The organism is Flexivirga sp. B27, from assembly GCF_052905685.1.
Map to the genome: position 1 here is coordinate 1,591,988 of NZ_JBPYUM010000001.1, position 21,406 is coordinate 1,613,393.

6 protein-coding genes are annotated in these 21,406 nt (G+C 69.6%); all 6 read left to right on the forward strand.

Going from position 1 to position 21,406, the window contains the following annotated elements; translation table 11 throughout:
- Window positions 1-2: 2 nt before the first annotated feature.
- The 6 genes from ACSZL9_RS07370 to ACSZL9_RS07395 are packed head-to-tail and all read left to right on the forward strand — an operon-like array spanning window position 3 to window position 21,386.
- Window positions 3-1,265, forward strand: coding sequence for a beta-ketoacyl [acyl carrier protein] synthase domain-containing protein (locus tag ACSZL9_RS07370; protein ID WP_446664814.1), 1,263 nt, complete (start codon window positions 3-5; stop codon window positions 1,263-1,265).
- A complete protein-coding gene (locus ACSZL9_RS07375) occupies window positions 1,262-4,351 on the forward strand; it encodes a thioesterase domain-containing protein (RefSeq protein WP_446664815.1) in 3,090 nt (1,029 codons plus the stop codon). The genes ACSZL9_RS07370 and ACSZL9_RS07375 overlap by 4 nt, the downstream gene beginning before the upstream one ends.
- Window positions 4,344-7,733 (forward strand): amino acid adenylation domain-containing protein, encoded by a 3,390-nt coding sequence (locus tag ACSZL9_RS07380; RefSeq protein ID WP_446664816.1) that lies wholly within the window; start codon window positions 4,344-4,346, stop codon window positions 7,731-7,733. The genes ACSZL9_RS07375 and ACSZL9_RS07380 overlap by 8 nt, the downstream gene beginning before the upstream one ends.
- Window positions 7,730-12,994 carry a beta-ketoacyl synthase N-terminal-like domain-containing protein gene (locus ACSZL9_RS07385; protein ID WP_446664817.1) on the forward strand — a complete coding sequence of 1,755 codons (5,265 nt, stop codon included), beginning with the start codon at window positions 7,730-7,732 and terminating at the stop codon, window positions 12,992-12,994. Before ACSZL9_RS07380 ends, ACSZL9_RS07385 begins: the two co-directional genes overlap by 4 nt.
- Window positions 12,994-13,170, forward strand: coding sequence for an MbtH family protein (locus tag ACSZL9_RS07390; protein ID WP_446664818.1), 177 nt, complete (start codon window positions 12,994-12,996; stop codon window positions 13,168-13,170). The genes ACSZL9_RS07385 and ACSZL9_RS07390 overlap by 1 nt, the downstream gene beginning before the upstream one ends.
- Window positions 13,167-21,386, forward strand: coding sequence for an amino acid adenylation domain-containing protein (locus ACSZL9_RS07395; protein WP_446664819.1), 8,220 nt, complete (start codon window positions 13,167-13,169; stop codon window positions 21,384-21,386). The genes ACSZL9_RS07390 and ACSZL9_RS07395 overlap by 4 nt, the downstream gene beginning before the upstream one ends.
- Window positions 21,387-21,406: the final 20 nt, after the last annotated feature.

Consider the following 21,406-nt stretch of genomic DNA (forward strand, 5'->3'; position numbering starts at 1 on the left):
AAATGGATTTTCGTGACGATGCCGTAGCGATCGTCGGCGTCAGTGGCCGCTTCCCCGGTGCGTCGACCGTCGATGAATTCCTGGCGGCGGTCCGAACCGGGACCGACCTGTCCGGTCGGCCGACGCCCGGGCTCGAACTCTTCGCAGCCGAGCACTTCGGACTCTCGGCCGACGACGCGCTGCTGCTCGACCCGCAGCAACGGATCTTCCTCGAGGAGGCCTGGCTGGCCGTCGAGGAGTGGGGCCACCTGCCGGGGGAAACACCAGGAACCACAGGAGTTTTCGCGTCCGGTGGAGCAAACCAATACCTCATGCACCGGCAGGGGCACCTGCTCAGCGGCCTGCGTCACGACCTGCACGGAGTGGACTACCTCGCCAGTCGCACGGCCTACCGTCTCGGTCTGACCGGGCCGGCACTGACGGTGCAGTCGGCCTGCAGCGGTGGCCTCGCCGCAGTCGCGCTGGCTTGCCAGTCGCTGAACGACTTCCGTTGCGACACTGCGATATCCGGCGGTGTCAACGTCACCCTGCCGGAGCACAGCTACGACCCGGCACTCGTCTCGTCCGACGGGCGCACGCACGCTTTCGGCGCGACCGCGGACGGCACGGCCTTCACCAGTGGCGTCGGGATCGTCGTCCTGCGCCGTCTGGAGGACGCACTGGCCGACGGCGACACCGTGCACGCCGTCGTGATCGGCTCGGCCATCGGCAATGACGGAGCCGATCGTGCCGGATTCAATGCGCCGTCGGTCGCCGGACAGGTCGGTGTCGCCGCGGAGGCGTTGGCGGTCGCCGACGTCGGCGCCGACGACATCGGCTTCTGGGAGGGCCACGGCAGCGGCACGCCACTCGGTGACGCGCTGGAGATCACCGCGATCCGACAGGCTCTCGCGGGCCGCACCCGACCGCTGCCCCTCGGGTCCGCCAAGACCACCGTCGGGCACCTGGACGCAGCAGCCGGGCCGGCGAGCCTGATCAAGGCGATCTCCGTCGTCCGCGACGGTTGGATCCCGGTGCACCCCGACGCCAGAACGCCCTCCACCGAGGTCGACCTCGACTTCCTCCAGCTGCCAGAGCGGACCACACCATGGCAGGCGCCGGATCGCGTCGTCGCCGTGAGCAGCTTCGGGCTGGGCGGCACGAACGCACAACTCATCATCGCCAACGCGCCACTGGCGGGCGAGACCCGAAAGCCGTTGCCGCACACCCAGTTCCACCGGAGTCGTTACTGGCTCGAACCCTCGCTCGAAGCAGCACAGGCATGACCGACAGCACCGCCTGGCTCACCCGCCCGATCTCGCCCGAGGCATCCCGCCTGCTCTTCTGCCTGCCCTTCGCAGGCGGCGGCGCGAGCACGTTCCGGGAGTGGCCCGCCGCATTCGCCGACTCCGGCGTCGAGGTGGTCCCGTTGCAGTTGCCCGGCCGGGAGAACCGGGTAGCGGAGGATCCCGCATTCAGCACTCCCGAGGTCGCCCGGGTGATCGCAGACCTCGCGGACCGGCCCTATGCGATCTTCGGGCATTCCATGGGCGGCCGGCTGGCGTATGACGCGGCCCGCCACCTCCTCGCGTCCGGCGACCGGCCGCCGTCGCTGGTCGTGACCAGTGCGTCCCGTCCGCCGGATCTGCCACGCACCGGATCTTTGGACGGCATCTCCACCTTCAGCGATGCCCGCCTGACCTCGCGGTTGCGTCGGTCCGGCAGCATCCCGGAGGCGGTGCTCGCGGAGCCGGACCTGATGGCCATCGTGCTGCCGGTGTTGCGTGCCGATTTCGCGTGGATCGACGCGCTCGACGTGCACGACCCGGAGCCGATCCCGGTGCCGTTGCTCGCTCTTGCCGGTGCACTCGACCGTGCCGTGAGCCACGACCAGGCCGCGCAGTGGCGAGCACACACCAGTGCGGGATTCGCCCTGCAACTGCTGCCGGGCGATCACTTCTTCCTGCGCGATCACGTCCGGCAGATCGCGACGAACATCCTGCAGTCGTGGCCGTCCGACGCATCGCACGAGCCGGCTCCGACCCGTCGGTCCCCCGCCCCGCATCACTGCTCGCTCGGCGACAACCTGCTGTGGACCGATGCCGTCGTCCGCTCGGCAGGCTTCCCCATCGAGGGCCTGCAGCGACTCAACAGTGCCGACGCAGCCACGGCCGCCGACGACTTCCTGTCCGGCCGTCTCTCCGACACCGCGTGGGCGACAGCGTTTGCGCAGGCACTGGACGACAGCGCCACCGAGGTCGATGGCATCGCCGCAGACCCGCTCCTCCAGGAAGCGCTCGCCTGGCAGAACCCCGCGGCAGCCGCGGCCGCACTCCGGTTGACCGCCGGTATGCCGATGGGTGACCGGCGCCGGCGCAGGGATCGCCAGATGATCGCCCGATATTGGCAGCGTTACTGCGCCAAGAACGACACCGTCGGCTTCTTCGGTCCACTGACTCTTGCGCACCTCGACCCGCAGCAGCCCACCCGCGTGACTCCCGGTCCGGCACTGGTCCGTGAACGCCGGACGATCCTGGAGTGCTGGGCCGTCCAGGCCGTTGCCGACACGTTCTTCGCCGAGCCGTCGACGCGCCTGTTGCTCTCCCCGCGACTGGCCTGGAACGTTCTGGTCGACACCCCCGGCCGGCGCGCGTGCGCTTCACCCGGCCCGTGGGTGGAGCTGAGCCGCACCGGCATACAGGCACTGACCCTCGTCGACGGCACGAGGCCCGCACGCGAGCTGCTGCACCTCCTCGGCCTCGGCACCGGCGCCGGTGTCGAGTTGCTCGACCACCTGCAGGGTCAAGGACTGCTGCGCTGGGGCCCGGAGGTCCCGCAGGACCCGACGGCCACCGCGTGGCTCACCTCGACCCTCGACCGGTTGACCGATCACACCGAGTTGGACGCCGCTCGTGACAGCTGGGGACGGCTCCTGAGCGCGGTCGACACTGCAGAGCAGGCGGGCGGCTCCCCCAGCGCGACGGACAAGGCACTGCAGGAGCTGCGTGACATCTTCCGTGAGCTGACCGGCGGGCCGAGCAGCCGTGCACCGGGGCAGACCTACGCCGGTCGCGACGTCGTCTATCAGGACACCGTGCGTGATCTCGACGTCACCATCGGCGGAGACGTGCTGCGCCCGGTCGAGCGTCAGTTGCGAATGCTCACCCGGGCCGCCCGCTGGTGGTGTGCCCAGGTCGGTGCGGCATACACCAGCCAGCTGTCAGAGGTGTATGACGAGCAGGCCGCCATGGACCCGGTGGTCCCGTTCAGTGAGCTGTGGCTCGTGGCACTTGCAGCGACCGTCGGCTCCGGGGAATCACCGACGGCAGCGATCGAGGCGGATTTCGCCCGCCGCTGGGATGCCGTGCTCGGACTCGACGCACGACCGCAGACTCGGGCGGACGCCGCGGACGAGGTCAACAGCGAGATCGCCATCGAGATGGACATCGACCAGTTCGAGGATCGGGTCACGCAGCACTTCCCCGACTCGCCGATCCTGTGGTCCGGCGCCCGCATCCACAGCCCCGACCTGCAGATCGCGGCATCCTCCGTCGATCGGCTGCAGGCGGGCGACTGCACCGTCGTCCTCGGCGAATGGCATGCCGGCATGGCGACGCTCGACAACGCGAGTTCTGTTCAGTCGCAACCCGATCCGCAGCAGCAGCGGGCTGCTCTCCGACACGATCTCGGCGGTCCGGTGGTTCGCCCGCTGCTGCCGACCACCTGGGCACGCAACACCGGCCGACTGGTGACCTACCTGCAGGACGAGGGCGACGTCTGGCTGGCCTTCACCGAGGCCGCGCCGCGACCCGGTGGCGACATCGTGCAGGTTTCGGATCTGCACGTGGTGCGTGACGATGCGGGGCAGCTGCGGGTGCGCACGCACCCCGGCAGCTCGTCCGGACAGCGCGACTGGCCATTACTGGAAACCCTTTCCGGGTTGCTCTCGATCGCCACGGTGGACGGTTTCCGGCAGCTGACCGACCGCCCCTACACCCCGCGCATCACCGTAGGCGCGATGGCTCTGGCCCGACGCAACTGGCGGACGGACATCGGATCGGTGCCGCTCTGGCGCGGCGCAGGCCTTGCCGCCCGCTTCGCTGCCGCCCGACGCTGGTGTGCCGAAAATGATTTCCCCGAGCGGGTTTTCGTGTCCGTCGGCTCCGAGACCAAACCGTTCTTCGTCGACTTTCGCAGTCCGTGGCTGGTCGGTGCGTTGGCCACCACCCTGGCCTCCGGCCACGAGTCGGCGGGCCCGGACACGAAGGTTGTCGTCAGCGAGATGCTCCCTACGACCGAGCAGTGCTGGCTCCCGGACCGCAGCGGGAAGACCTACTGCAGCGAGCTGCGGCTGCAGGTGACCGATGTCTAGCCGCCACGCGACCCCCGCTGTCCTGCTGCCGGAGCAGATCGTCGCCAGGGCACAGGAGACACCGGACGCGAACGCCGTCCGTGGTGCGCTCGAGATGACCTACGCCGAGTTGCTCGGCCGCGCCGGCGCCGTCGCAGACCGCTTGCGCCTGCTCGGTGCCGGACCGGAGCAGCGCGTGGCCATCTGCGCCGAGCGGTCCTGCGACGGCCTGGCCGGCATGCTCGGCTGCTGGTTGGCCGGGGCGGCATACGTGCCGCTTGACGTCCGTTGGCCAGCTGCCAGGATCGCTGCGGTCATTGCCGACTGCGCACCGTGTGTGACCTTGACGGACTCGGTCGGCGCGGGTCTGGTGCAGGCTCCCGCCGAGCCGCTCGACCAGGGCACGATCCCGCTCGACGCGGTGACCGTGGACAGTGCGCCACGCGACGCACTCGCCCACGTGCTCTACACCTCCGGATCGTCCGGACGCCCGAAAGGCGTGCTCACCACACACGCGAACATCGCGGAATTCGTTGCGCACGTTGCTGATTGGGCGCCCGGTGTCGGTGCCGACATGTGCTCCGCCGGCGTCGCCTCCTGGGGTTTCGACGCCGCGACATACGACCTGTTCCTCCCGCTCGCTCACGGCGGGACCATCGGTCTGGTCTCCGACGCAGAACGTGCTGATCCGATGCTGCTGCGCGACGCCCTGCGCCGGATGCGGTGCAGCTTCGGCTTCTTCACCCCGACGTTGCTGTCGCTGCTCGCACCGGACGATCTACCGGCGCTACGCACCCTGGTGCTCGGCGGTGAGCCGGTGCCCGCCGACCAGGCCACGGCATGGGCGGACGACGCCCATAGCCGCGTTGTGTTCGACGCCTACGGGCCGACGGAGACGACTGTCAGCCAGACGGCGATCCGGGTACGGTCCACGCACCGCGATCCGATGCCGATCGGCCACGACCTGCCCGGTCAACGCACCTACGTCCTGGCTCCGGACCTGGTGCCCGTGGCCGACGGTGAGACCGGCGAGTTGTGTATCGGCGGTCTCGGCGTGGCACGCGGCTACCAGTCGATGCCGGGTCGCACCGCGTGCGTCTTCGTGCCCGATCCGTTCGGGGCACCCGGCGAGCGGATGTATCGCACCGGCGACCTCGTCCGTCGCGAGCCGGACGGCGCACTGGTCTATCTCGGTCGCCGTGACGACCAGGTCAAGATCCGCGGCCAGCGGGTCGAGCCGGGCGAGCTGGCGCACGCGCTGCGCACGATGGATGACGTACGCGAAGCCGCCGTCGTCACCACCTGCACCGGGGTCGACACCACGCTCGCAGCGTTCGTCACACCGGCGAGCGTCGACACCGACGACGTCCTGGCGTTCGCAGCAGCCAACCTGCCCGACGCACTGGTGCCGTCGCGAGTGCTGGCCATCGATCAGCTGCCGTTGGCCGGCACCGGCAAGGTGGACCGAAAAGCGTTGGGCGACTTACTGATCGACGACTCCGTCGACGCAGCGCCGACAGCGTCCGGGCCACTGGCACAGCTCTGGACGCAGGTCCTCGGCGCACCCGCTGCACCGGACAGCGACTTCTTCGACGCCGGCGGCCACTCCATCTCCGCCATGCGGCTCGTCGCCGGCGTGCGCGCCACACTGGCGCGCGACGTGTCGGTCCAGGACGTCTTCCGCTGTCGCACGTTCGCCGCGCTGCAGGCGTATGTCGACCGGGCCGCCCCGACGGCCGATCGGCTGCCCGAGCACAGCGCTCCGGCGCCGACATCGGCACAGCAACGGCTCTGGCTGGTCGATCGCCTGAGCGCGCAAGGCGCTTCGTCATACAACGTCTCCTTCGCGGTCCGGATCGGCCCCGGCCTCGACGTCGACCGCCTCCGGCGAGCGCTCACCCGGATTGAGGAGGCCCACGACGTGCTCCGCTGGCGCTTCGTCGGGACCGACGACAGTCCCCGCATCGCCGTCGGACCGCCCCGGCAGGTTCCGCTGGAGGTGCGGCCGTGCCGGATCGACGACTGGGAGCAGGCGATCACGACCGCGGGCGCCGTGCACCTGTCATTGGACACCGGGGACACCTGGCGCGCCACGTTGCTGCAGGCCGCCGACGCCGCCGTGCTCGTGCTCACCTTCCACCACTGCGTCATCGACGGCTGGTCGGAGAAGGCCCTCTTCGAGCAACTCGCCGCTGCCTACGCGGATCCCGAAAAGACCCTGCCGACAGGCAGATTCGCCGACTACACCGTATGGCGCCAGGCACGCGACCGCGCCGGGTTCGACCAGGACCTCCGGTGGTGGACGACGCACCTGGCCGGCGCACCGGACGTGCTGGAGCTGCCTAGCGACCGGGTCCGCCCGATGGAGCCGTCCGAGCGTGCCGGCACCTCGAGTCACATCCTCGACGTCGCCACCGCCGAGGCGATCCGGCAGGTCGCGGCCGACCGCGGGGCCACTCCCGCAGCAGTTGTGCTGGCCGCGCTGGGCGTCGCGTTGCGCCGGCTCACCGGACAGCATGACCTGCTGGTCGCCGGCATGCGAGTCGACCGACCGTTCGCCGAGTTGGAGTCCGCACTGGGCTTCTACATCGACATGCAGCCGGTCCGGTTGCGCATCGACGACGACGTGGCTGCGGGCGAGCTGATCGACCAGACCCACCGGGAGTTGCTCGCCGGTGCCGACCATGCCGCGGCCGGGGTCCAGGACCTGGTCACCGCGCTGCGCGCGCGTCGGGAGCCGGGGCGCCAGCCGTTGCTGCAGGTCGCCTTCAACGTCTACAACTTCCCGACCGCGCGTCCCGCCCTCGACGGCCTCGAGGTCGACCGCCTGCCGGCACCACCCGTCGGTTCACCCTTCGACCTGTCCGTCTACCTGATCGAGGACGAAGCCGGCACGCGCCTCGAAACCGTTTACAGCACAGACCTTTTCGACGCCACACGGATGTCGGACCTGCTGTCGTCCCTCGTCGACGTGCTGTCGGACAGTGCCGCGAAACCGGACCGTCCGGTCGGCTCGGTGGCCGGTGTCTTCCGCACCGACACGGTGGCGCCCGCCGCGAGCGCCGCCATCACCCAGCAGGTCGAAGCAGGTCCGGGGACCCTGACCGGCGACACCGAGACGCGCGTGGCCCGGATCTGGTGCGACGTGCTGCAGGTCGAGCACATTCCGGCGACCACCAATTTCTTCGATGCGGGCGGGTCGTCCCTGGCCATCAGCCGGGTGCACAGCCGCCTCGTCACCGAGTTCCAGCGCGACATCCCCGTTGTCGCGCTCTTCCAGCACCCGACCATCCGTGCCGTCGCACGGTTCCTGGACGGGGCCACCGCAGACGCCGCCATGGAGCGTGCGTCAACCATTGCCGCCGCTCGTCGCGCGCGGTCCCGTCGAAGGAGTCGCCCATGACCGAGAACATCGCAGTCCACGAGGAGGAGACGGTCGAGCCGCTCGCCGTGATCGGCATGGGCCTGCGGGTGCCCGGTGCGGCCAACGTCGCAGAGTTCTGGCGCAATCTCGTCGAGGGGCGCGACTGCGTCACCCACTTCACCGAGGACGAGCAACGTGCCTTCGGGGTCAGTGAGGAGGACCTCAATCACCCCGACTGGGTCTCGGCGGTGCCGTCGCTGGCGGATGCCGACACCTTCGACGCACCTGCGTTCGGCATGTCCCCGCGCGAGGCCATGGTGATGGACCCCAATCACCGGCTCTTCCTGGAGACCTGTCAGGTGAGCCTGGAGGACGCCGGCTACGACCCGCACCGCTTCGACGGCACCATCGGCGTCTATGCCGGTGGCGCCTCGTCCGGCTACCAGTGGCTCAATCTGCATGAGAACAAAGAGATCTGGCAGACGACCGCCGGGCAGCTGTCAGTCTCGACCGCGAACCACCCGGACTACATCGCCACCACCGCGGCATACCGCCTCGACCTCCGCGGCCCGGCGCTGACCGTCTCGACCGCGTGCTCCAGCTCCCTGGTCGCGTTGCACCTGGCTTGTGAGGCGGTGCGGTCCGGCGAGTGCGACATGGCCCTTGCGGGCGGGGTGAGCCTGGAGTTGCCGCTCAACCACGGCTACGTCAGCGTGGAGGGCTTCACCACTCCCGACGGTCAGTGCAGGGCGTTCGACGCGGACGCGTCGGGCACGCTGTGGGGGTCGGGAGTCGGCGCCGTGCTGGTCAAGCGACTCGACGCCGCACTCGCCGACGGCGACCACATCCGCGCCGTCGTCCGCGGCAACGCGATCAACAACGACGGAGCCGAGAAGACCGGCTTCTCAGCACCCAGCGTCAACGGACAGATCGGCGCCATCGCGACGGCAATGGCGGTGTCGGGCATCGATCCGCGGACGATCGGTTATGTCGAGGCGCACGGCACCGGCACGGCGCTCGGCGACCCGATCGAGATCAGCTCCCTCAGCCAGGTCTACGGACACGGCAGCAGCGACCGGCAGTGGTGCGCGATCGGCTCGGTCAAGTCCAACATCGGTCACCTGAGCCAGGCCGCCGGCATCATCGGGTTCGCCAAGGCCGTGCTGACACTGGAGCACGGTCTCGTCCCGCCGTCGCTGCACTACACCGCACCCAACCCGCAGATCGACTTCCCGGACACACCCTTCTACGTCGCGGACACGCTCCGGCCGTTCGACGCCTTCGGCGGTCCGCGCCGGGCCGGCGTCAGCTCGTTCGGGATCGGCGGCACCAACGCTCACCTGGTGCTCGAGCAGGCACCAGTCACGACCTCAGCGGACGCCACGTCGACGGACGTGACACCGGAGCTGCTGCAGGTCTCGGCGCACACCCCGACCGCACGCGACACAGCGGTCCGCCTGCTGGCCGACCATCTGTCGACCGCACCCGAGCAGCCGCTGCAGGACACCGCCACCACCTTGCGGCTCGGCCGCCAGCAGCTGCCCCACCGCGCCGCCGTCGTCGCCACCGACCTGGATGACGCGATCGACGCGTTGCAGGATCCGGGACGGATCATCACCGGCCGCGCCACCGCGCCCAAGGTCGCCTTCATGTTCTCCGGTCAGGGCTCCCAATATCCAGGAATGGCAGCTGAACTCGCCCGTGACGAGCCCGCCTTCGCCGCGGCTCTCGACGAGTGCCTCGCGCTGATGGATCCGCAGATCCGGACCTTGGTGTGCGAGCCGGCTCCCTCCCGCAGCGATGCAGCGACCGCCCTCGCGCAGACCGCCAACACCCAGCCCGCACTCTTCGCCGTCGAATATGCGCTGGCCAAACTGTGGATCAGCAAGGGCGTCGAGCCGGGCGCGCTGCTGGGGCACTCCATCGGCGAATACGTCGCCGCGACCCTCGCCGGCGTCTTCACCCTGTCCGACGCCGTCGCACTCGTTGTCGAGCGCGGTCGTCTGATGCAGAGCGCGCCTGCGGGTTCGATGCTCGCGGTGATGGCCGACGAGGACGACGTCGCCGCCCATCTGCCCGACGACGTCCATGTCGCCACCATCAACGGCCCGGGCACCTGCGTGGTCGCCGGCCCGTCCGAGAGCATCACCGCGGCGGCAGCCCGCTGCGAAGCGGCCGGCATCGCCTCCCGCGCGCTGCGCACTTCGCATGCGTTCCACTCGCCGATGATGGACGGGATCGTCGACGAGTTCCGCGACGCTGTGGCGCGCACCCCGCGGCACGAGCCCGCTCTACCGGTGCTGAGCAATGTCACCGGCGGTTGGCTGACCGCTGCTGACGCGACCGACCCCGACTACTGGGCACGACACCTGCGGCACGCAGTGCGCTTCGGCGACAACGTCGCCACCCTGCTCGCCGACGGCGAATGGGCACTCCTGGAGTGCGGCCCGGGCAAGCAGCTCACCGGTCTGGCACGGCTGCAGGTCCCGACCGATGCGGCACCGCCGGTCGCCAGCCTGCCGGACGCGCGCGGCCGTGTCGGCGCCGGTGAGACCTTCCTCGCCGCTGTCGGCTCACTGTGGTGCTCCGGCGTGGACGTGTCGCTGCCGGCCGAGGGTCACCGTGTGCCGCTGCCTGCCTACCCCTTTGAGCGGCAACGCCATTGGGTCGACCCGGACCCGCGCACGACCGAGCCCGCATCGCCCGTGGAGCAGGTCGCCACCGCTCTACCGGGTGTGTCACCGGACCTTCCCGAGGAGTGGTTCTCGGTGCCCGTATGGCGCCAGTTGGCGCCGCTTTCCGACGGCACGGCAACCCGACCGGTCCGCGTGCTCGGCACCGGACCGATCGCGCGCCAGCTCGTCGAGTCGCTGCGGACGCTCGTGCCCGAAATCGAGGTCACGTCCGTGGTCGGCGCACCCGTCGCCGGCACGACGTATGTCGACGCACGCGCCCTCGACGCGGCCGACGACGCCGACTGGCGCGACCTGCTGCTGCCCGCACTGTCCGCGACACAACAGCTCGCCGGCGCGACCGACGTCCAGCTGGTGCTGGCCAGCCGGGGCGCCACCGACCCCGTCGGCCGGGTCGAGCTGCCGGACCAAGCGGTCCTGGCCGGGATCGCCCGCGTCGCACCGGAGGAGATCGAGGACCTGACCGTGCGGTTGCTCGACCTGACCGACGGCCGGTCGATCGACCTGCTGGCCCGCGAGGTGGCCTTCGGCAGCGAGCCGGAGGTCTCCCTCAGCACCGGTCGCCGCTGGGTCCGAGAGATCACCCCGACCACGCTCGGCTCGGACTCGTTCCAGCTCGACGGCGAAGGCACCCTGCTGGTGACCGGCGGGCTCGGCGGCATCGGCATCACCCTCGCCGCCGACCTGGTCCGCTGTGGTGTCCGCAGCGTCGTGCTGACCTCGCGTCGCGGCCTGCCGGCACGCGAGCAGTGGGCGGAAATCCTTGAGCGGGACGGTCTTTCGACCTCACAGTCGCGTGCGATCGCGGCCATCGGACGCATGGAGCGACGCGGAGCCACCGTGCGGGTCGTCGCCTGCGACATCTCGGCACCCGGTGCCGCGGAAACCTTGCGGGAAGAGCTGCTCGGCGAGCGGCTGCTGGCCGTCATACACGCAGCCGGCGTGCCGGGCGGCGGCATGATCGAGCTGAAGCAGGACAGCGAGGTCGCCGACGTGGTGCGGCCCAAGATCGACGGCGCCCGCGCCGTCACGGAGCTGGTCACGGAGGGCAAGCCGGAGTTGCTGATCCTGTGCTCGTCGGTGACCGGTGCACTCGGTGGCCTCGGGCAGGTCGACTACTGCGCCGCGAACGCCTACCTCGACGCCCTGGCGCTCAGCCAGCCGGATGGTCCGACACGCGTCGTCTCCGTGGGGTGGGGCGGCTGGTCGGAGGTCGGCATGGCGGCCGAGACCGAGGCGCCGGACGAGGTCCGCAGCCTCAGCGAGCGCACCAACGACCACCCCGTGCTCAGCCGGCTCGACGCCGGCTCCGCCTTCGGACCGATCTCGCCCGAGACGCACTGGCTGCTGCGGGAGCACCGCATCGAAGGTGTCCCGGTCGTGCCGGGCACCGGGCACTTGGAGCACGCCGTGTCCACGGTGCGCGCCCTCCTGCCCGGCGACGGGCCGGTCGAGCTGCGCGATCTGCTCTTCCAGGCTCCGTTCGCGGTCGCCGAGGGTGACGTCGCCACCTACCGGGTCGACCTCGCCGAGGACGGCCGGCTCACCGTCGGCAGCACCGACGAGGACGGGCGCACCGCCACCCATGCAGTGGGTATGGCGGGTCGTCTCCCGTCCACGCCGTCCACGCGAGTCGACCTGTCCGCCATACGAACTCGGATGCAAGCTGTCTCCGGCGACGCAGCGTCCGGGGAGCGCGGCAGCCTGGTCACCTTCGGTCCGCGCTGGGACTGCCTGCAGGAGACCTTCACCGGGTCCGGTGAGGATCTCGCGCGGGTCGTGCTGCCGGCAGCGGGCACGGTCGACGCCGACCGGTGGGCTCTGCACCCGGCGCTGCTGGACATCGCCACGTCGTTCGGATTCGGCCACGTCGACGGCCAATACCTCCCACTCGGTTACGGCCGGGTCGTGGTGCACGGTGACCTGCCGCAGGAGATCTGGAGTCATCTGCGCTATCAGGACGGTGCCGGTGCCACCGCGACGGCCGACATCACGATCACCGATGTCTCGGGCAACGTGCTCGTCGAGATCGAGGACTACACGCTGCGCCAGGTGACTGCAGGTGTCATGGCACCCGGCGACGTCACCGAAGCCGCTCCCGCGGGACACATTGCCGGACAGGGCATTTCGCCCGCACTCGGCGCCCAGGCGATGCGGCGAGTGCTTGCCGGCCACACCGGCGGTCACCTCCTGTTCAGTCGGCCGCGCCCGGTCGCCGGCAACACAGCTGCCGACCAGCCCCGCGCTGCAGACCCGGACGAGCCCGCTCCGCAGGACTCGGACGTGGCTGCTCCGGGAACCGTGGTCGACGGAACGGACCTCGAGCGAACGGTCGCCGAGATCTGGCAGCGTGTGCTCGGTGTGGAGCAGGTCGGTCTCACCGACGACTTCTTCGCACTCGGCGGAAGCTCTTTGGTCGCAGTGCAACTCATCTCCGAGATCCGCAAGGCGACACGGGTGAAGCTGCCGATGCGCAGCCTCTTCGAGATGCCGACGGTGACGCAGCTGTGCGCCGGGATCGAGGCGATGCGCGACGAGAAGCAGGCAGCGCCTGCGGCATCTGCAGCACCCGCGGCACCTGCGATCCCGAAGCTGGAGCGTCGCTGATGACCTATGTCGTCGTGTGCAACGCCGAGGAGCAGTTCGCCCTCTGGCCCGAGCACCGGCCGATCCCGGACGGCTGGACCAGCACCGGGTTCACCGGCGACGAGGCGGCGTGCACGGAGTATGTCGATCGCGAGTGGACGGACCTGCGTCCTGCCTCGCTGCGAGCGCAACTGTGAGCAGCCAGGACGATCCGGCTGCGTCCCTGGTCGCGCCGGCGTCATACGACCAGGAACGCGTGTGGCTGGCCTGCCAGCTCGCACCGGACGACCCGCTCTACAACGTCTGCGGCTGGATCCCGCTGGCACCTGGGACCACGGCCGCATCCGTGACCGCTGCGCTGCAGCACATCGGCGGGCGCCAGGAGTCACTGCGCACGCAGTTCCGGCTGGACGGAGAGGACCTGCAGCAGGTCGTCCTGCCGTCGGTCGACTACCTGGTCGAGGAAGTCGATCTGTCCGAGATCACTTGGCTGGACAGTGATTTCGGCAGGAATGCACCGGCGGCCACAGCCGTTGCCCGCGAGGTCATGGATCTCGGAAAGGCGCCGCTGTTCCGCTTCGCCCTGCTGCACTTCGCCGATCGCCTCATCCTGCTCGTCGTCGGTCATCACACCGTCTTCGACGCAACCTCCCACGTCCGTCTCTTCCGGGAGCTGCAGGAGACGCTGGACGCGCAGGCCGCCGGTGCCACACCGGATCTGCCGACGATCGAGTTGCAGCCCGCCGACGTTGCGGCCTGGCAGCGGTCCCAGGAGAGCGACCCGGCTGTGATCGCCGACCTGGACCACTGGCAGCACCGGCTGTCCGGAGCACCGCTGCACCACGGGCTCCCCCTGGATCGCCCGCGAACGGCGGAGCACGGCCAGCCCGGTGAGGACTTCACCCGGGTCCTGGCAGCAGACACCCACGAGCGGGTGACGGCGACCGCGGCCGCTCTGGGCGTCACGCCGTTCATGGTCACTTTCGCCGCATACGCCAGTCTCGTGCACCGGCTCAGTCCTGAGTCGCCCGACGACGTCGTCATCGGTGTGCCGGTCGCGGTCCGTGATCTGCCCGGGATCGAGGACACCATCGGGATGTTCGTCAACACCGTGCCGCTGCGCGTCGACCTGTCCGGTCGCCCTACCTTCACCGATGTGGTCGCACGAGTGCGCGAGACCGCGCTGTCCGCCTGGGCTCACCAGCAGACCCCCTTGCAGCGAGTGATCGAAACCCTGGATCTGCCAAGGGAACCCGGCTTGCAGCCGCTCTTCCAGCTGGGCTTCAACGACCTCGGTGACGTGGGACTGGGGCGCACCTTCGGCTACGCCAAGGACGAGCTCTTCCTGGAGATCTCCCGCAATGATCTTCGCGTCGAATACCGCACCGACCTCTTCGACCGCGAGAGCGCTGAGCGCTTCGCCGACCAGTTCGAGATCCTGCTCGCGTCCTGCCTCGCCCGACCGGGCGACCGCATCGACGAGCACTCGCTGCTCAGCACGGCCGAGCGTGACCGGATCCTCAATGATTTCAACGCAACCGACTCCGCGCCTCCAGCATGGCTGACTCTCCCCGACGGACTGCGTGACCTGGACCGGCACGGTGACCACCTCGCGGTCGTCCTCGGCGAGGACACGCTGACCTATGCCGAGCTCGATGCCTGGGCGTCTCGGGTCGCTGTCGGTCTGCGTGCGAGAGGCATCTCGACCGGCGACGTCGTCGCGCTAGACGCCGTGCGCAGCATCGCCCTGCTGCCGACACTCGTCGGTATCGCACGAGCCGGGGCGGCATACCTCCCGCTCGACCCCGAGCACCCGGCCGAGCGGCGCAGCTACATGCTTGAAACCGCATGCGCCGCAATGACGCTGACTCAGCAGGAGCAGCTCGCATCCCGCAGCTGGGCGACACCGCAGACCACACCTGAGACCACATCTGAGGACGCACCCGTGCGACCGGGCGACCCGGCATACGTGCTGTTCACCTCGGGATCGACCGGGCGCCCCAAGGGTGTCGTGGTCCCGCACGAGGGCCTGGCTCACCGCCTGGCGTGGATGCAGGAGGCGTATGCCGCAGGGCCCGCCGACCGGATCCTGCAGAAGACTCCCACGACATTCGACGTGTCCGTCTGGGAGCTGTTCTGGCCGCTTGCCACCGGCGCCACCGTCGTGCTCGCCGAACCCGGTGGACACCGCGACCCGCGGTACATCGCGCAACTGTGCGAGCGGGCCGGCGTGACCTTCCTGCACTTCGTCCCGTCGATGCTGACGATGTTCCTGCGTAGTGGTGAACACCTGCCACGCACCGTGCGCCAGGTCGTCTGCTCCGGTGAGGCTCTGCCGCAGGACACCGCGGACGAGCTGCTGCGCCGGCATCCGTGGCTCCACCTGGACAACCTCTACGGGCCGACCGAGGCAAGCATCGACGTCACCCGGTGGCGTCACCGTCCAGGTGAGCCGGTCCGGATCGGCGGGCCCGTCCCGCACACGCGGCTCTACGTGCTCGATCCCGCCGGTCACGTCCAACCTGTCGGCGTCGTCGGTGAGCTCTTCATCGCCGGCCCGCAGGTCGCATCCGGCTACAGCAACCGCACCGGCCTGACCGCTGCCCGATTCGTCCCCGATCCGTTCAACGGCAACGGATCTCGCATGTATCGCACCGGCGACCTGGTGCGCTGGTGCGCCGACGGGACGCTCGAATACCTCGGTCGTGCGGACAATCAGGTGAAGATCCGCGGACAGCGCATTGAGCTGGGTGAGATCGCCGCGGTGGCACGCGAACTCGACGGCGTCGAGGACGCGGCGGTCATCGTGCGGGAGGACCGGCCAGGTGACCAGCGGCTCGTGGCGTATGTCGTCGGCGCGGCACCGGCCGAGGCGGTGCGAGACCACCTGCGATCGCAACTTCCGGACTTCATGGTCCCTGCCGCGGTGGTGTCGATGCCCGGACTGCCGACCACCGGCAGCGGCAAGCTCGACCGCGCGGCGCTGCCTGCCCCGACCGGGCGCTCTGTCGAGACCGCGCAACCGGATGCACCACTGACCGAGCCCGAGCGACGTGTGGCCGGCTGGTGGCAGCAACTGCTCGACTGTGCCCCTCCACGTCCCGACGACACCTTCCTCGCATTGGGTGGCCACTCGCTGCTGGCGCTGCGGCTCGCGCACCTGGCCGAGCGGGAGACCGGGGTGTCCGTCACCGTCCGGGACATCTTCGACGCGCCGACTCTGGCGGCACAGGCAGCGCTGATCGCGGACCGCTGCGGCGAGCAGTCGGTAGAGCCATCATCGGCCGAAACAGGCTCTGTCACAGGCTCTTCCGAGCTCTCCTCGGCGCAGGAGCGGCTGTGGTTCATCGACCAACTGGCGCCGGGCACGATCGGCTACCACGTTCCGACGGCCGTGCCACTCCCCGCGGATGTGGACGAGGACATCCTCCGCGCGGCTCTCCACGCCGTCGCGACACGTCACCCGCAACTCCGCGCTTCCTTCCCCGCCGATGACAGCGGACGCCCGCAGTTGGCCATCTCGCCGAATCCGGACGTGCCACTCACCACGCACGTCGCGGCCGACGCGGCGGCCGCCGAGCAACTGGCTGCCACGCTCGACGACGAGCCGTTCGCGCTCGCGAGCGGGCCGCTGCTGCGAGCGCAGCTCATCCGACACGACTCCGGTGCGCTCCTGTGCCTGAGCGCCCACCACATCGTGACCGACGGATGGTCGACCGAGGTCATCGTGTCCGACCTCGCGCACGCGCTGCGGGCGCTCGCGGCGGGAGACCCCGTGCGTTGGGACGACGAGCCCGCGCCATACGCCGACTTCGTGGCATGGCAGCGCGGGCACGACTTCACCGCGGAGATCACCGAGGTCGCGGAGCAGCTTCCCACGACCGGGCCTCTCGACATACCAACCGATTTCGCCCGTCCCGCCGAGCAGCAGTATGTCGGCCAGGTGACTCGCTTCATGCTTCCGCCCGAGTCCTCGACCGCACTCCGTGCGTTGGCCGAACGTCATCACACCACGATGTTCACTGCACTGCTCGTGGCCTACTCGCTGGTCCTGCGGTCGTTGTCGGGGCAACGGGAGTTCGTCATCGGCACCCCTGTCGCAGGTCGCACCCGTCCGGGGACCGAGGGCACCGTCGGTCTCTTCGTCAACACCGTCCCCATCCCGTGCGCGGTCCCCGACGACGCGGATGTGACGCACCTGTTGACCGAGCACCGTGACGCGGTGCTGAGCGCGCTGGAGCACCAGGACATCCCGCTCGAGCTGCTCATCGAGCAGTTGCAGCTGCCGCGACACACCGACCGGTCGCCGCTCTTCCAGGCGACCCTCGCGCTGCAGAACTTCGAGCGCACCGGTCACGCCGGTGCGGCCGACGGCACTGCGGATGACATCAGCTGGACTCCCCTGCAGGTCGCGAGCTCGCGCTTCGATGTCGAGTTGAAGGCGGCGGAGACCACGGCAGGACTGTGGTGCGAGCTGACCACCGATGCCGCGCTGTGGGACGCGAGCTTCCACGACGTCGTCCGAACACGCCTACAGACGGTGCTCACCGACATCGTGACCGACCCCGGGACGGATGTCGACACGCTCGTCCGGGCAGCTTGCGCGAGCGCCGCCCACCGGGCCGGCGATGACCGTACCGACCCTGCCGAGGCACCGACGGATATCTCCGTGCCCGCCCCGGACCTCCCTGCCGGCAGCGGGACACCCGACCGGCGGCGGGCCGACGAAGCGGACCGGTCAGCGGTGCTGGCTGCATTCCGCGACGTCCTGCAGCACGACGGAGTGCGACCGGACGACAGCTTCTTCGACCTCGGCGGTCACTCGCTGCTGGCCGTCGAGTTGGTCACTCGGATCGAGCAGTCGACCGGGATCCGGCCACCGGTGGCGCAGGTCTTCGCGACCCCCTCCCCCGATGCGCTCGCAGCAACGCTGCACACTGCCACGTCCTCCGACGACGCGCTGCTGGATCCGGTCGTCGAGCTCCGCTCGGGTGGCGATCTGCCGGCGCTCTTCGTGCTGCCTCCCGCGATCGGATTGACCTGGTGTTACGCAGGATTGGCGTCCCACCTCGCGCCGGGGCGTGGCCTGGTGGGCCTGCAGTTGCCCGGCCTGCGCGACGGCGAGCAGCCTGCCGACGATCTGGCGCAGCTCGCGGAGCTGATGGCTGACCGGATCTGTGCGCACCAACCGGCGGGCCCCTACCACCTGGCGGGCTGGTCCTTCGGCGGTGTGCTCGCGCACCCGGTCGCAGCAGCACTGCGTCGCCGCGGCCGCGAGGTGGGTGCAGTCGTGATCATCGACGCGCTGCCCTCGCACCGCATCGACGAGGTGGATCCGCTGCACGAGCACCAGGCTCTGCAACGGACGCTGCTCGCCATGCTGGCGATGGGCGGACTCGGGGACAGATCCGCGGAGGTCGGCTCCCTCACCCTGCCCGAGGTCATCAGCCGCCTGCGGGCCGGGCGGAGTCCGCTCGCCGACCTCAGCCGCAGCACCTTGACGCGCATCCAGCGCGTCATGCAGCGGGCCGACCACGTCGTCCGCCGACACACCCACACCACGTCGGATCTCGACGTGCTGGCTGTCATGGCCGATCACTCGGTCTTCACCCACGACGGCGCCCGCGAGTGGACACCGTTCACAACCGGTCGCGTCGACCAGTTGACCATCCCCGGCACCCACCTGGACATGACGACCGCGAGCTCGCTCGCCGCCATGGCCCCGTCGGTGAACGAAGCCATCGAGACTGCCGAACGCAGCCACCCGCAGGAGGAACCCGTGTCCGACATGATCGTGCTCGTCCAGGAGCGACTGACCTCACGCATCCCCGCGCTCGTCGAGCAGGTGCAGCAGCTCGGTTTCGTGCCGGGCATCGTGACCCTCCCCCACGACGCCGACACTGTGCGCGAGGTCGAGGAGACCGGTGCACGGGTCACGTGTGTGGAGACCGTCACCGACGTGGAGCAGCTTGTCCGGGCCGCGACCGAGATGACTGACGGGCACCGGGTCCACGCGATGCTGACCCTCTCCGACGCGATCATGATCCCGGTCGTGACCGCCGCCGAACGACTAGGTGTCTCGCGCACCGAAGCTGCCGCCATCGAGCGCTCCCGGAACAAGTACCTGATGCGGGAAGCGTTGCGCTCAGCGGGGATCCGCGGCCCGGCCTTCGCGCTCATCGGCTCGGCGGATGACGTGTCACGTGTTGCCGAGACGGTCGGCTTCCCCGCCGTGCTGAAGCCGATCAACGGCACCGGCAGCCATCAGATCCACAAGGTCCACTCCACGGACGAGTTGCGTGCTGCATACGACCGCGCCGTGCGAGCACTCGCCGAGAGCGACATCGCCACCAACTACACCGAGCCGCTGCGTGTCGCGGACGGACACGACCTGGATCCGCAGCGGACCTTCCTCGTCGAGGGACTCCTGCAGGGTGCCGAGGTCGCTGCCGACATCAGCATCCGCGACGGTGTCGTCGAGCAACTCGTCGCCTGCCAGAAGGTGCTGATGGACGAGCACAGCTACGAGGCCGTCAGCATCTTCCCGCCCGAATGGCGTGACGCCCGTGACGAATCCGCTGTCGACCGGTTGCTGCAGCAGACCGTCGACGCCCTGGGTCTGGACAACACCGTTGCGCACATCGAGGTGATGGTGCACGACGGCGAGGCACAGGTCATCGAGGTCAACGCCGGCCGACCCGGCGGCGGACTGGTCGGCGTCGCCGCCGCCATGACACAGGGCGTGCACACCTTGCGCGAGTTGCTGGCTGCCGCGACGGGTCGTGCGGCGACACGTCAGACGCCGATGGTGCCGGTCCCGGTCGCCTTCCTCACCAAATACGCCGATCGCTCGGGGGTGCTCCATCACGTCGCCGGTGTCGAGGATCTCGAGGACGCCGACGGCGTCATACACGTTGCGGTCGGGGTCGACCCGGGAGACGAATTCACCGCCGACCACGAGATATTCGTCGTTCAGGCAATCCTCCTCGGTTACCTGGACCAAGAGGACCTCATCGAGAGCTACCACGAGTTGATGGCCAAGATCGACATCGTGATGGAGGGCGATCCCGGAGCCGACGACCGTGTCGTCGAGCCACAGGAGATGCTGGTCATGCTCCGCGACCGCAGCCTGCGGACGGCCGAGGGCATGGCCGCGATCGCCGCCCAGCAGCGTTGTCTGCTCGGCCTGATCACCGCCGACGGGCCGGACGTGGCGAAGCTGCGTCGCCATACCCCACACATCGCGTTGGTCGACGACATCCTCGACGAGTCCCAGGTCGCCGCTGCGGTCCGGGAACTGGGCGAGGTGGCACCCGTCGCCGCCGTGATCGGCGACGGGGACGGCACGACCTACACCGCTGCTCGTGCCGCGGAGATGATCGGCATCGACCGCACGTCCGCTGCCGCCATAGCTCGGTGCCGCAACAAATACCTCGCCCGAATAGCAATGCAGGACAAGGGAATCGACGGACCACGCTTCAGCCTGCTGAGGTCCGCCGACGACGTCGACCGAGTGCTCGAGACAACCGGGCTACCCGCCGTGATGAAGCCGGTGAGCGGCGCCGGCAGCCATCTGATCAGCTTCGTGCGCACTGCTGCCGAGCTGCGCACCGCGTATGCCGCCGCGGTTGCCTCGATGAGCGAGCACCCCATCGGGCGGCTCTACGACCAGCCGGTCGAGGACGAGCACGGCGCACCGATCGACCCGCACCACGTGTTCCTGGTGGAGTCGCTCATGCAGGGCCGCGAATACAGCATCGACGTGGTCGTGCGCGACGGCATCGTGGAGTGCACCGGTGTGGTCGACAAAGCACTGATGGATCGCAACCACTTCGAACTGGTCCTGGTGACACCGCCCTACAACACCAGTCCCGCCGAGCAGGCAGCGCTGGAGCAGGTCGCGCGCGACTCCGTGCTCGCGCTCGGGCTGGACAACACGGTCGCGCACGTCGAGTTGCGACTGCACGAGGGCCGTGCGCAGATCACCGAGGTCAACCCCGGCCGCCCGGGCGGTTCGATGATCCCCGAGCAGCTGCTGATGACCACCGGAATCAGTCCCGGCGCCGAGCTCGTCGCCGCCGCTCTCGGCCGGGAGGCCCGTCGCCGCAAACCGCAGTATGCCGCTCCGCTTGCCGGATTCTCCTTCTTCGCAGCCGAATCCGGGACGGTGCAGGCCATCGACGGTTTCGCAGCGATCCGCGCTCGGGACGATGTCTTCTGGGCGGGACCGGCCGCCCAGCCGGGCTCCGACGTCGATCACGAGGTCATGTCGTTCGTCGCCAACGTGATGGTCGGCGGCGAGCTCGACGACGACGTGGTCGCCGCGAAATATGCCGAGATCCAGGCCATGCTGGAGGTGCGCTACGAGGAGGCTTCGGCTGCCGAACCCGTACGCGATCCGCAGGTGTCCTGACTCGGCCCTACAGTGAGCCG